The organism is uncultured Clostridium sp. (assembly GCF_900547735.1).
In the GTDB taxonomy this organism is placed as follows: Bacteria; Bacillota; Clostridia; order Lachnospirales; family Lachnospiraceae; genus Otoolea.
This window is the reverse complement of sequence record NZ_URHZ01000113.1, coordinates 1-13,227: the sequence shown is the minus strand read 5'-3', so window position 1 is coordinate 13,227 and position 13,227 is coordinate 1. Positions and strand designations below refer to the sequence as shown.

11 protein-coding genes are annotated in these 13,227 nt (G+C 48.8%); 8 read left to right on the top strand and 3 right to left on the bottom strand.

Translation table 11 applies throughout. The features are described 5' to 3' along the window. Positions 1-149: 149 nt before the first annotated feature. Positions 150-1,805: a DEAD/DEAH box helicase gene (locus QZT18_RS22200; protein WP_294151660.1), complete on the top strand. Its 1,656-nt coding sequence runs from the start codon at positions 150-152 to the stop codon at positions 1,803-1,805. Positions 1,806-1,860: 55 nt separating this feature from the next. On the opposite strand, the gene QZT18_RS22195 is transcribed toward QZT18_RS22200, so the two are convergent. Continuing rightward, complete coding sequence (locus tag QZT18_RS22195; protein ID WP_294151656.1) at positions 1,861-2,340, bottom strand: GNAT family N-acetyltransferase; 480 nt, start codon at positions 2,338-2,340, stop codon at positions 1,861-1,863. A gap of 153 nt (positions 2,341-2,493) precedes the next feature. Here QZT18_RS22195 and QZT18_RS22190 point away from each other — a divergent pair, with 153 nt between their 5' ends. Genes QZT18_RS22190 through QZT18_RS22180 form a run of 3 tightly spaced genes read left to right on the top strand, consistent with a single transcriptional unit; the run spans position 2,494 to position 5,247 of the window. Then, complete coding sequence (locus tag QZT18_RS22190) at positions 2,494-2,730, top strand: hypothetical protein (protein WP_294151654.1); 237 nt, start codon at positions 2,494-2,496, stop codon at positions 2,728-2,730. A gap of 26 nt (positions 2,731-2,756) precedes the next feature. Next, positions 2,757-3,497 (top strand): response regulator transcription factor, encoded by a 741-nt coding sequence (locus tag QZT18_RS22185; RefSeq protein WP_294151650.1) that lies wholly within the window; start codon positions 2,757-2,759, stop codon positions 3,495-3,497. Then, the gene (locus QZT18_RS22180) at positions 3,469-5,247 is read left to right on the top strand and encodes a sensor histidine kinase KdpD (RefSeq protein ID WP_294151648.1); all 1,779 of its coding nucleotides are present in this window, start codon (positions 3,469-3,471) and stop codon (positions 5,245-5,247) included. Before QZT18_RS22185 ends, QZT18_RS22180 begins: the two co-directional genes overlap by 29 nt. Positions 5,248-5,363: 116 nt before the next feature. Here QZT18_RS22180 and QZT18_RS22175 read toward each other — a convergent pair whose 3' ends face one another. Both QZT18_RS22175 and lepB read right to left on the bottom strand, forming a co-directional pair. Beyond that, on the bottom strand, positions 5,364-6,683 hold the full coding sequence (locus tag QZT18_RS22175) for an aspartate kinase (protein ID WP_294151646.1): 1,320 nt from the start codon (positions 6,681-6,683) through the stop codon (positions 5,364-5,366). Between the two features lie 219 nt (positions 6,684-6,902). After that, positions 6,903-7,436, bottom strand: a complete 534-nt coding sequence (lepB, locus tag QZT18_RS22170; protein ID WP_294151663.1) for a signal peptidase I — start codon at positions 7,434-7,436, stop codon at positions 6,903-6,905. 467 nt (positions 7,437-7,903) lie between these two features. Here lepB and QZT18_RS22165 point away from each other — a divergent pair, with 467 nt between their 5' ends. The 4 genes from QZT18_RS22165 to QZT18_RS22150 all read left to right on the top strand — a co-directional run bounded on the left by QZT18_RS22165 (position 7,904) and on the right by QZT18_RS22150 (position 13,082). Next, complete coding sequence (locus QZT18_RS22165) at positions 7,904-8,986, top strand: DUF3810 domain-containing protein (protein WP_294151644.1); 1,083 nt, start codon at positions 7,904-7,906, stop codon at positions 8,984-8,986. A 94-nt stretch (positions 8,987-9,080) separates the two neighbouring features. Beyond that, positions 9,081-11,561, top strand: a complete 2,481-nt coding sequence (gene glgB / locus QZT18_RS22160) for a 1,4-alpha-glucan branching protein GlgB (protein WP_294151642.1) — start codon at positions 9,081-9,083, stop codon at positions 11,559-11,561. Positions 11,562-11,576: 15 nt separating this feature from the next. Beyond that, positions 11,577-12,530 (top strand): mechanosensitive ion channel family protein, encoded by a 954-nt coding sequence (locus tag QZT18_RS22155; RefSeq protein WP_294151639.1) that lies wholly within the window; start codon positions 11,577-11,579, stop codon positions 12,528-12,530. A 9-nt stretch (positions 12,531-12,539) separates the two neighbouring features. Then, complete coding sequence (locus QZT18_RS22150) at positions 12,540-13,082, top strand: HD domain-containing protein (RefSeq protein WP_294151636.1); 543 nt, start codon at positions 12,540-12,542, stop codon at positions 13,080-13,082. Positions 13,083-13,227 lie beyond the last annotated feature (145 nt).

Sequence of the window (13,227 nt, the reverse complement as noted above, 5' to 3'; positions counted from 1 at the left end):
CGTCCTTGTTCCCCAACAAAAATCTTTAATTGACAAGGCGAAGGAGATCTGCTATATTTTATTAGATATAGTTAAAGTTGAGAAGATTCGAGAGCTGAGACGTTCCTTGGATCTTCTTTTTTGAAGTTTTGAATCAGGAAAGGAAAAGAATGGAAGCAGTTAAGTTTGAAGATTTAAATTTAGATGCGAAGATTTTACGCGCAGTTACAGATATGGGTTTTGAGGAGGCTTCGCCGATTCAGAGCCAGTCAATTCCTCTGGAGATTCAGGGAGTGGATATAATCGGCCAGGCCCAGACCGGAACAGGTAAGACAGCGGCCTTCGGTATTCCGCTTCTCCAGAAGGTGGATCCGAAGAATAAAAAGTTACAGGCGATTATTCTCTGCCCGACGAGAGAGCTGGCAATCCAGGTTTCCGATGAGGTCAGACGCCTTGGAAAATATATGCACGGAGTAAAGGTTCTTCCAATTTACGGAGGACAGGAGATAGGAAGACAGATCCGGTCCCTGAAAGACGGTGTACAGGTTATTATCGGAACACCGGGCCGTGTGATGGATCATATGCGCAGAAAGACCCTGAAACTGGATCACGTTCATACCGTTGTTCTGGATGAGGCGGATGAGATGCTGAATATGGGATTCTTAGAGGATATGGAGATGATTCTGAGCGAGCTTCCGGAAGAGCGCCAGACCGTAATGTTCTCTGCGACGATGCCGCCGGCTATTGCCGAGATTGCGAAGAAATTCCAGAAAGACCCGCAAATCGTAAGAGTAGTAAAAAAGGAGCTGACCGTTCCAAAGGTTACACAGTACTATTATGAAGTGAAACCGAAGAATAAAATAGAAGTTATGTGCCGGCTGCTGGATATGTATGATCCCAAACTGTCTATTGTTTTCTGCAATACGAAAAGACAGGTGGATGATCTGGTTCAGGAACTCCAGAACAGGGGATATTTTGCAGAGGGTCTTCACGGAGATTTGAAACAGATGCAGAGAGACCGTGTTATGAACAGTTTCAGAAATGGCAGGACAGACATCTTAATCGCAACGGATGTTGCAGCCAGAGGTATCGATGTAGATGACGTAGAAGCTGTATTTAACTATGATATCCCTCAGGATGACGAATACTATGTCCACAGAATCGGCCGTACGGGCCGTGCCGGCAGAGAAGGAAAAGCGCTCAGCCTGGTAGTTGGAAAGGAAGTATATAAGCTGAGAGAAATCCAGCGTTATTGTAAGACGAAGATTCTTCCCCAGCCGATTCCGTCCCTGAATGATGTGACCTCAATTAAAGCGGAGAAGATTCTGGACAGTGTGAGTGAGGTTATCCGGGATAATGATCTCGATAAAATCATAAATATTGTGGAGAAGAGAGTCCTTGAGGAGGATTATACCACCCTCGATCTGGCAGCCGCTCTTTTGAAAATGTCTATGGGAGATGAGTACGAGGATATTACCGAAGAAAAATTCCCGCTCCGTTCTCTGGATGATCTGGACGATTATGAGAGGAACAACAGAAATAAAAACAGCCGTGGTCCGAGAAACAGCCGCAGCGGCGGTGGAGAGAATGTTGCGCGCCTTTTCATCAACATCGGTAAGAACCAGGGAATCAGGCCTGGAGATATTCTCGGTGCAATCGCCGGAGAGTCAGGAATGCCGGGCAGTATGGTGGGTAGCATTGATATGTTTGACAAATACACATTTGTAGAAGTGCCGAGAGAACAGGCCGACATCGTTTTAAAAGCGATGAAGGACGTGAAGATCAAAGGGAAAAATGTGCATATGGAAAAAGCGAACAGCAAATAAATTACGATAGATAAAACTCCGGAGGACAGCCTTCCGGAGTTTTTTGCATACAAATTTACGGTTCCTGCACTTCATCAAGCAGTTCCATCTCATGTTCCATACCGACGAAACCGAACTTTTCATACAGAGGCCGTCCCATGTCCGTCGCTTCGAGTGAGATTGCCGTAATCCCTTTTTCTCTTGCTGCGGCCACGAGCAGGCCGAGGGTTTGACGGCCGATTCCCTTTCTTCGGTAATCCGGGGCGGTGTACATGTTCATGATATATGCCTTACGGCCATCCGGATTGTGGAAGGTGGGCATGACCCTGAAGAAACTGATTCCGCCAGAACCGGCAAATGTTACACCGTCATAGACGAGGTATGCGATATGTGATTCATCGGCCAGGGAATGCCTGTAGTAGTCCCTGGACTGTTCCATTACAATGCTCATATCTACGGTATCATCCAGTTTGTTTGCCGCCCTTAAAACGGTAATTCTCGTTTCCGTGAGCAGCTCCAGGTCTTCCAAAGAGGCCCTTTTATAAGTTAATTCCATGTGTTTTTCTCCTCTGTAAAGCGTCCGTCCGTTGATTCAATACTATCACACCGGGACCGCGCAGGCTATCTTTTTTTAATCTTTGCCCCTTCTTTAGAATTTCTTTTGTTTTTCCCCAGAACCGGCTTTAGAAACGCAGGGTATACTTACGTCATGAAAAAGAAAAAGACTGAAAGGGGAGCTGATAACATGAGTGCTGAATATTTTACCGAGGTGGCCGTAGCGTTTCTTGCAAGCGTAGCTGCTTTTAGCATTTTCCTTAATTTTCTCTTACTTGTGAGGGAGGAACTCAAAAAAAGTAGTATAATAAAGAAAAAGAAAAACTACGCGGTTTTGAGGCCCTCCGACAGGATGGAATTACAGAGTCCTGGTACAATCCTGGGAGCCTGAACCGGGGATGATATGGAGAAAAAATAATGGATATACAGAACAGAACAGGAGAAAGCCGGATTTTACTGGTAGAAGATGATAAGGAAATCAGGGAAGGAATTGAAATTTTCCTGCGTGGGCAGGGATACCGTGTATTCCAGGCGGCAGACGGAGTGGAAGGACTCAAGGTGCTGGAGCAGGAAGAAATACATCTGGCGGTTGTCGATATCATGATGCCGAGGATGGATGGAGTGACGATGGTAGTCAAGCTCAGGGAACATTATGATTTTCCGGTCATCTTCCTCTCTGCGAAGTCGGAGGAAGTGGATAAGATCATGGGACTCAATATGGGAGCCGATGATTATATAACGAAACCGTTTACGCCGATGGAGCTTCTGGCCAGAGTGAATTCTCATCTCAGACGGTACAACAGGTTTATGGCCCTGTTAAACAGGAAAGAGGAGAGAGAAGAGGAAGAAAACAGTAATATTTACCGTATCGGAGGGCTTGAGCTCAATGAAGATACAGTGGAGGTAATGGTAGACGGAGAGCCGGCAAAACTGACGCCGATGGAATTTAAGATTCTCTCCCTGCTGATGAAAAATCCGGGCCGCGTTTTTTCGGCCGATGAAATATATGAAAGAGTGTGGAACGAACGGGCTGTCAACACGGATACCGTCATGGTGCATGTCAGAAATATCCGTGAGAAAATAGAGATAGACCCAAAAAAACCAAAATACTTAAAGGTGGTGTGGGGCGTTGGATACAAAATCGAGAAATTACAATAGTCTGGGTGTCATACTGGCACTCATTACAGTGATAGCTCTTACGGCAGGCGCAATGGCCGCTTATCCGTGGCTGAAAGAGCAGGTGTTTATAAATGCGGAAAAGATTAATAACCTTTCCTCTACGATGGATTATGAGGTGTATGACGGATACTGGATGACGATAAACGGACAGGATTATGTTTTCCATGATTACTGGAAGTTTGAACAGGTGGCGGCCTGGATGGTACTCGGCTTTTCCTTCCTGACGGCGGCGCTGGCGTTTATCATGGGACTGATTAAGCCGCTTGGGCTGACGGAGAGGAAAATCTTTTCGGTTCCGTTTGAAATATTGATTATGATCGGCGGTTTCGCGATTGCCCTGACGGCCGACAGCGGATACGTGATGTTTGACATGATAATGGGTACGGTTACCGGCGGTTTTGCCGGTGAATTTATCCAGGAATTCAACTTTACCCCCGATCAGGCATCCGGCCTGGTGATGGGCCTCAATGCGGTGGTGTGGTTCATCGGGCTGTCGTTTATATACTGGTTTGTCGTAAGCATGGATTCTATCTTCACACTGGGCCTGAAACGCTGGCTGAAAGAGCGTACGCTCGTGGGCTGGCTGTTCATGGGAGGCAAGAACGCGGTGGAGAAAACCTGCGGCCTCGTCGGATCCGTGGATTTCAGGGATAAGCAGACTAAGCTTCTTTTAAAAATAGTTGGAGTGAATTTCGTACTTCTTACCGTAATCAGCTGTTTCTGGTTTTTCGGTATATTTGGCCTTCTTATTTACTCGGTTGTCCTGTTTTTCCTGCTCAGAAGAATTTATGACGGGATGCAGGAGAAATACGAGGTACTTCTTAAGGCAACGGGAAAGATCGCCGAGGGCAACCTGGATATTGAGATAAATGAGGATCTGGGCATATTTGAGCCGCTGAAAGAAGAGATTACCAAAATCAAGGACGGATTTAAAAAGGCCGTGGATGAGGAGGTAAAGAGCCAGAGCATGAAGACGGAACTGATTACCAATGTCTCCCACGATCTGAAGACACCGCTGACGGCGATTATTACTTATGTCAATCTGTTGCAGAAAGAGGGAATCACGGAGGAGGAGCGCCGCAGCTACATCCGGATTCTGGACCAGAAATCCATGAGACTGAAAAGCCTGATTGAGGATCTGTTTGAAATCAGCAAGGCCAACAGCAACAACGTGACGCTGCATCTGGTAGAGGTGGACATCGTTAGCCTGATGAAACAGGTAAGGCTGGAGCTGGAAGATAAAATCAGCCGTTCGGAGATAGAGTTCCGCTGGAATTTACCGGAGGAAAAAGCCGTACTGGTGCTGGACAGCGAGAAGACATACAGGATATTTGAGAACCTGCTGGTGAACATTGTGAAGTATGCAATGCCGGGGACGAGAGCCTATGTGGAGATAACGGATGACGGGGAAGCGGTCACCGTATCCATGAAGAATATTTCGGCTACCGAGATATCACTTGTGGGCAAGGACATTACGGAACGGTTTGTGAGAGGCGATGAATCCAGAAACACGGAGGGTTCCGGCCTGGGTCTTGCCATTGCAAAGAGTTTTATGGAACTCCAGAAGGGTACGATGGAAGTCGGGAACGAAGCGGATCTGTTCAAAGTAAAGCTCCGGTGGGAACGCTCCAGAATGCCTGAAAGCACAGAGGCTGAAATTATTGTAGAGGATTTTAATGCAGAGGATTTTAACGCAGAGGAGCCGGACCGCGAATATGCACCGGACTAGACAGAGTAATAAAACAACGAAAAGCACGCTTCGCGAACTTTTCATTGCCGCTCAACGAAAAGAACCCCGGAATCATCCGCTGATGATATCCGGGGTTCTTTTACAGCATGAACGGCTTACATCTCAGCCGTGATAAAGATATCGTAAATTGCCTTGATGGCAGGTTCAAAGTCGTCGTTCTTTACACCGATAATGATGTTAAGCTCACTGGAACCCTGGTCGATCATTTTTACATTGACACGGGCATGGGCGAGAGCGGAGAAAATTCTTCCGGCTGTACCGCGGGCGGATTTCATCCCGCGTCCCACTACGGCGATCAGCGCCAGGTCGGACTCAAGGTCTACGGAATCCGGCTGTACCGCACGGTGGATGCCTGCGATAACGGACTGCTCAAACTCCACGAATTCGTCCTGATGCACGAAGATTGTCATGGTGTCGATTCCGGAAGGCATGTGCTCAAAGGAAATGCCGTATTTTTCAAAGACGTCCAGAACCTTTCTTCCGAATCCGATCTCGGAGTTCATCATGGCTTTTTCAATGTTGATGGAGCAGAATCCTTTTTTGCCTGCAATACCTGTGATAACATATTTCGGTTTGCGGCAGGTGCTCTCCACGATAAGCGTTCCCATGTCATCCGGCTTGTTGGTGTTCCTGATATTGATCGGGATTCCTTCCTTGCGGACCGGGAAAATGGCGTCCTCATGGAGAACGCTGGCGCCCATGTAGGCCAGCTCACGAAGCTCGCGGTATGTAATGGTTTCGATTGGCTCGGGATTATCCACGAGACGGGGATCTGTGACAAGGAATCCGGAAACATCGGTCCAGTTCTCGTAGATATCGGCATGAATCGCTTTTGCGACGATGGAACCTGTCACATCGGAACCGCCTCTGGAGAATGTCTTGATGCTGCCGTCCGGTTTGGAGCCGTAGAATCCGGGGATGACGGCGCGCTCAATATGGTCGAGGCGCTGTGATAATTCCACATCGGTTTTATCGGACAGAAAGCTGCCGTTTTCATCAAAGAAAATAACTTCGGCGGCATCGACGAACTCAAAGCCGAGATAGTTGGCCATGACAATACCGTTTAAATATTCGCCTCGGGAAGCGGCATAGTCGCGTCCCTTCCTGGCAATGAAGTCTTCTTCGATCTTTTTGAATTCAAAATCCAGGTTCAGGTTGAGTCCAAGACCTTCGATAATCTGCTCATAGCGGTCTTTGATTTTAGAAAAAATCTTTCCGTAGCTTCCGCCGGTGGATGCCGCATCGTAACAGGCATAGAGCATATCTGTTACTTTTTCGTCTGTTTTACTGCGCTTGCCCGGTGCGGACGGAACGACGTAGCGCCTCGCCTTATCGGAACGGATGATATCGCCTACTTTTTTGAACTGTTTCGCACTGGCAAGGGAACTGCCGCCGAATTTTACAACTTTTTTCATAAGTTCCTCCCTCGTAATATAGGATTAAAGATTATTTTTTATTTTATAATATCCTGATGCTCCTATTCAAGTTACTGTTCACTCGGGATGTATTCCGCGAGGTGTTTTCACGTGTTTTTTGTGAAAATCCCGAGTTCTGCGGCGCGAAATGGCGTTCTTTGCCATTTCTGTGCATCACGGTGTTATTGTTCACAGCGCAATGCGGTGTGAACAATAACCCTATTCAAGTTTCCGTATCTTTGGATAATACTGGAACAGAACCTTTGCTACCAGTTGATCCTCGGCTACAAATTTATTTTTCCAGCGCCTGGAGTCGTTGGAGTAGTTCCGGTTGTCTCCCATCATAAAATAGGAATTTTCCGGGACTTCGTAATGCTGCGGCGGTTCCTCCTCCATCTCCTCGTGGAGATAAGGTTCATCCAGAGGGGTATCGGAGCCGTTGATATAAATCTTCCCGTCGATAATATCGATGGTGTCGCCCGGCATTCCGATTACACGCTTTACATAGTAGGTGGTGATGCCTTTGTCTGCGTCGTCCGGATAGACGAAGATTGCAATATCGCCTCTCTCGGCTTCCCCGAAGGTGTAACTTAAGCGGGAACCTATCACGCGGTCACCCGGCATGATGGTGGTTTCCATGGAACCCGTCGGGACCTGGCTGTTGGCTATAATGAAGCGGTCAATGACAAAGGCGATAAGGGCGGCCGTCACAAGGACCTGAATCCAGCTTATAATCTCGGCTTTCCAGTTGATGGGTTCTTTTTCATTCTTCCCTTTTGCAGATGCGGGAGTATTGTTCTCCGCGTCCTGCTCCGGAAGTCCGCTTTTGACCGTGTTTCTGGCCAGCTCTTTTTCCAGCTCTTCTGCCAGGGCTCCCGGTGCGGGATCCGTCAGGCCGGATTCGTCCTCCGCGGCCGCAGGGCCTGTCAGGCCGGATTCATCCTCCGCGTCTGCAGGGCCCGTCGGGTCTGACTCACCCTCCGCGGCCGCAGAGCCCGTCAGGTCTGACTCACCTTCCGCGGCTGCTGGAACTGCTTCGCTCTCGAGGTCGGCCTCCTGCGTGTTTTTTTCTATATTTTTCATAGTATCTCCTGTTTGACGAATGAGTTTAGTTTGCAATATAATAGTGTATATGAGTTTTTTTGATTTATCAAGTTTTTTTGAAGAAATTTCACAAATGGTAAGGTTTTTTTCCATTTTTCGGGATAAGGGGAAGAAATATGGGGGTAAGGATGAGGAAAAACAGAGAATTTACACTGTCTGCGGCGGGAATGCTCCTGCTGGCCGTCTCGGCTGCCCTGCAGTTGCTGGCGCGCAGGACAGCCTGGTTTGGGCCATGGTATGCGGAAACCGTTTATCCGCCGGTCTCAGGGGCATTTGCCCGCTTTTTTGGTCTGTTTCCCTTTTCTGTGGTGGAACTTCTTATCTATATTCTGTTTTTGTCCTGTGCAGTCTACGGCGTCCATCATCTGAAGGACTGGAAAAAGATGGCCGCAGGAACATTCTTTTTAATTTCAGTTATGTTTTTCATCTATACGGTCAATTGCGGAGTGAATTATTACCGCCGTCCGTTTTCCAATTATCTGGAATACAGAGCCGGGCGGTATTCCGAGGAGGAACTGGAAGAACTTTTAGAATGGCTTACCGGTGAGGTCAACGCGGCCTATACGGAGACAGGCACCCGGACAAAGGGCGGGATTCAGCGCGAGGCGGTCAGGGCAATGAATAAGCTCGGAGAACAGTATCCCCAGCTCTCCGGTTATTATCCGGTACCCAAACCGCTTCTGATTTCCAGGATTTTATCGGTCCAGCAGCTCAGCGGAATTTATTCCCCCTTCACGGTGGAGGCTAACTACAATGCGGAAATGACCCCGTACAACATTCCTCATACGGTGTGCCACGAGCTTTCCCACCTGAGAGGATTTATGAGGGAGGATGAGGCGAATTTTATCGGTTTTCTGGCCTGTATCGGGGCGGACGACGGTGAATACCGCTACAGCGGCTGTCTGATGGGATGGATTTATGCAGGCAATGCACTGGCGGAGGTAAATCATGGGTCATATGCCGGATACTGGAACAGGCTGAGACCGGAAGTACAGGAAGATCTGCGTGAGAATACGGCGTTCTGGGAGCGGTTTGATTCAAAGGTTTCAAAGGCGGCGGAAACGCTGAACAACACGTATTTAAAGGCAAACAGCCAGGCGGACGGAGTAAGGAGCTACGGCAGGGCGGTCGATCTCATGCTGGCCTGGTACCTGTCGGGAGCGGCGGGGCGGACTGCGGCGGGCGCAGGGACAAGCTGAGAGGCCAAATCTAAAATTAGGGTAAAGTGATTGTATTATTTAATTCAGGATGATAGAATGAAGATAAAACAGGTAGGAAAAAGGAGGCGTATTTATGGATAAAACATTATACGACTTGATGGACTGGGCCGGAATCGAGGAACTGGTATATTCAGAAGCTTCCAATCCGCATAATATGCTGGGTGCCCACATGACAGAGGAAGGTATGCTGGTACAGGCATTTATTCCGACTGCCAGGGATATCACAGTTAAGATAACTTCTACAGGGAAGAAATATCAGATGGAACTGGCGGATGACGCGGGTTTCTTTGCGGCGCTGATACCGAGAAAAACTCTGGCTGAATATACGCTGCTGGTATTTTACGATAACGGAACCCTGAGCGAGATTCATGATCCATATTCATTTGCGCCTCAGTTTACCGATTCGGATTTAAAGAAGTTCGAGGCCGGGATCCACTATGGAATCTATAATAAGATGGGCGCCCATCCGATGACGGTTAAGGGAACGCCGGGCGTTTATTTTTCCGTGTGGGCTCCCTGCGCGATGCGCGTCAGCGTAGTGGGTGATTTCAACCTCTGGGACGGACGGAGACACCAGATGAGAAAGCTGGGGGAATCCGGCATATTTGAGTTGTTTATTCCCGGAGTGAAGAAAGGCGCCGTATACAAATACGAAGTGAAGTTCAGGAACGGCGATCCGGCCCTGAAGGCGGATCCGTATGCAAACTATGCGGAACTCAGGCCGAACACGGCGTCGGTGGTCTGGGATTTGAACCAGTATGAATGGAACGACAGGGAATGGATGGACAGGCGTGCAAAGACCGATACTAAGACAAACCCGATGTCGGTCTATGAGGTTCATCTGGGCTCCTGGATGCGCAGGCCGATCGCAGTGGATGATACGGGCAGTGAGATTGTAGGCTCCGAGTTCTACAATTACCGTGAGATAGCGGAGAAGCTGGCCGAATATGTGAAAGAGATGGGATACACCCATGTGGAGCTGATGCCGGTGATGGAACATCCGCTGGATGCGTCATGGGGATACCAGGTGACGGGTTATTATGCACCTACGAGCCGTTTCGGCACGCCCGATGATTTCATGTATTTTATGGACTATATGCACGGCCAGGGGATCGGAGTGATCCTGGACTGGGTTCCGGCCCATTTCCCAAGGGATGCCTGGGGTATGGCCCAGTTTGACGGTACCTGCGTTTATGAGCACAAGGATCCGAGAAAGGGTTCACACCCTCATTGGGGAACTTTAATTTATAATTATGGAAGACCGGGAGTTTCCAACTTCCTGATTGCCAACGCGATGTTCTGGGCCGACCGCTATCACGCGGACGGAATCAGGTTTGACGCGGTGGCGTCCATGCTGTATCTCGATTACGGCAAGAATCCCGGAGAGTGGGTTGCCAATATCTACGGCGGCCACGAGAACCTGGAGGCGGTGGAATTCTTAAAACATCTGAATTCCGTATTTAAGGGCAGAAAAGACGGAGCGGTCCTGATCGCGGAGGAATCAACGGCCTGGCCGAAGATCACCGGAACGGTCAAGGAAGACGGCCTGGGATTCGACTATAAGTGGAATATGGGATGGATGAACGATTTCCTGGAATACATGAAATACGATCCACTTTTCAAATGTCATCACTACAGTGAATTGACATTCAGCATGCTGTATGCATACAGTGAAGATTTTATCCTGGTATTCTCACACGATGAGGTAGTTCACGGCAAGGGTTCCATGGCAGGTAAGATGCCCGGCAAGACGATGGAAGAGAAGTTTGCCAATCTGCGGGCGGCCTACGGATTCATGATGGGCCATCCCGGCAAGAAACTTCTGTTCATGGGACAGGAATTCGGCCAACTCAATGAATGGAATGAGAATGCGGAGCTGGAATGGAACCTGCTTGAATATCCGCTCCACAGCGAGATGAAGGAATATGTGAAAGAACTGAATCACCTGTACCGGACCTATCCGGCCTTCTACCGCAATGATTACCATCCGGAAGGATTCGAGTGGGTTAACTGCATGGATTCGGCCAATAATATTGTATCATTTATCAGAAAGACGGATAAGAAAGAGGAGACCCTCCTTTTCGTCTGTAATTTCGCTCCGGTTCTCCATGAGAAGTATGTCACAGGGGTTCCCTTTGAAGGAAAATACAAAGAGATTTTCAACAGTGAGGCGAAAAAGTTCGGCGGAAGCGGCAAGGGCAATCCAAGGGTGAAGACTTCCAGAGAAGAGGAATGTGACGGAAGGGATTACTCCATCACGATCCAGGTGCCTCCGTTGAGCGTCTGTGTATTTAGCTGTACTCCGGAGAAAGCCGCAAAACCGGTTCAGAAGACACAGAAAAAGACGGCAGTGAAAAATGCGGGCGGGAATGCTTCTGTGAAGACTGTGAAAAATGCAAATCTTGCAAAGACTGCGGGGACTGCAAAGAAAGCGGAAACCGTAAAGCCTGCGGCAAATGCGGAGAAAAAGAGCGGAGCAAAGCCCGAGGACGCTCCGGTACCGGACAGAAAACCGGCGGATGTAATACCGCTGAAAAAGAGAACAAAGAAGTAAGGCGGTAGATTCTGAATGACAGGACATATATTTATGCTGGCGACAGCGGGAACGGCGGGAACAGCGGCGACGGATGCCGTGGAGTCAATCAACAGAGATATTGCAGATTTCCAGCAGTTGAAGCCGGGAATGATAAAGCAGATGCTGGCGGACCTGGGACCTGATTTGATGTCCCTTGGCTGGAAACTGTTTATTGCACTGCTCATATTTCTGATAGGAAGAAAACTGATAAGGATTGTCCAGAAGATGATGAATGCATCTTTCGAGCGGACAGGGGTGGAGATTGGCGTTTCCAAATTTCTCCGTTCCCTTACGGAATTCATCCTGTATGCACTTTTGGTGTTTATTATACTGGGACAGCTTGGGGTCAACACGACCTCCATCCTGGCAGTCCTGGGTACGGCCAGCCTGGCGCTGAGCCTTTCTCTTCAGCAGAGCCTGGCTAATTTTGCCGGAGGCGTGCTGATTCTGATGATGAAACCGTTTAAGGTTGGCGATTACATCATCTGTCCCCAGGGGGAAGGCACGGTTTCCATGATTGGTCTTGTATATACGACACTGGCTACCGTTGACAACAAAGCAATCACGGTTCCCAACGGAACGCTGGCCAATTCCACCGTCACAAATGTGACTGCAATGGAGAAGAGAAGGCTTGACCTGACCGTGGGAATCGGATACCAGTCCGATTTAAAGAAAGCAAAGCTGATACTTGAAAAACTTTACACAGAACACCCTGCGATTATGAAGGATTCCGACATCACAGTGTTTGTAGACAGCCTGGGTGACAGCTCGGTAATGATTGGCGCAAGAGGCTGGGTCGCGGCAGAGGACTACTGGAAGACCAGATGGGATATTACGGAGAAAATTAAGCTGGCGTTTGACGAAGCCGGAATTGAAATTCCATTTAACCAGATGGACGTACACATTGTCCGGGACGGAGGCCAGACGGCCGCCGGCCAATCAGAATAGGGGGATCCAATGATAAGGGAAGCTGCTGAATTTGCGGAAAAAGCACACAGAGGAGCATTCAGAAAAGGGTCCAATATACCTTATATAACCCATCCTCTGGAGACGGCCGTGATAGCATCGATGATGTCCGATGATGAAGAAGTGATAGCCGCCGCCCTCCTTCACGATACGATCGAGGACGCCGGAGTCAGTTACGGGGAGCTGAAAGAACATTTTGGCCGCCACGTGGCGGACCTGGTAGCCGAGGAGAGCGAAGATAAGTCCAAGACATGGCTGGAGCGGAAGAGCCGCACCATAGAACATCTGCGCTCCGCAGGACGTGAGATTAAAATCCTCACCCTGGCGGACAAGCTGAGCAATATCCGAAGCACCGCCCGGGACTACATCCTGGTAGGGGAGAAAATCTGGGAGCGTTTTAATGTAAAAGAGAAAGAGAAGCATGCATGGTATTATAATTCTATGGTGGATCTCTTAGCAGAGCTCAGAGAATATCCCGAGTATCAGGAATATGTCAGGCTCTGCCGGAGCGTGTTCGGGCGTGCCGGAAAATAACGGGGAGTATGAGCCGCATAAATATGTTATGAAAAGCTATTTGCTGGAAAGCAGGTAGCTTTTTTGCCGTCAAGGACAGGATGTAAAGCATGGGGATTTAGTTGAGATGTGAGGACGCCTCTGTAAGACGGCGGACGGGGGAGTG

Bases quoted from the DNA above. Each gene is read 5' to 3' on its own strand.
- QZT18_RS22200 (WP_294151660.1), top strand. From the start codon at position 150: ATGGAAGCAGTTAAGTTTGAAGATTTAAATTTAGATGCGAAGATTTTA.
- QZT18_RS22195 (WP_294151656.1), bottom strand. From the start codon at position 2,340: ATGGAATTAACTTATAAAAGGGCCTCTTTGGAAGACCTGGAGCTGCTC.
- QZT18_RS22190 (WP_294151654.1), top strand. From the start codon at position 2,494: ATGAAAAAGAAAAAGACTGAAAGGGGAGCTGATAACATGAGTGCTGAA.
- QZT18_RS22185 (WP_294151650.1), top strand. From the start codon at position 2,757: ATGGATATACAGAACAGAACAGGAGAAAGCCGGATTTTACTGGTAGAA.
- QZT18_RS22175 (WP_294151646.1), bottom strand. From the start codon at position 6,683: ATGAAAAAAGTTGTAAAATTCGGCGGCAGTTCCCTTGCCAGTGCGAAA.
- QZT18_RS22165 (WP_294151644.1), top strand. From the start codon at position 7,904: ATGGGGGTAAGGATGAGGAAAAACAGAGAATTTACACTGTCTGCGGCG.
- glgB (WP_294151642.1), top strand. From the start codon at position 9,081: ATGGATAAAACATTATACGACTTGATGGACTGGGCCGGAATCGAGGAA.
- QZT18_RS22155 (WP_294151639.1), top strand. From the start codon at position 11,577: ATGACAGGACATATATTTATGCTGGCGACAGCGGGAACGGCGGGAACA.
- QZT18_RS22150 (WP_294151636.1), top strand. From the start codon at position 12,540: ATGATAAGGGAAGCTGCTGAATTTGCGGAAAAAGCACACAGAGGAGCA.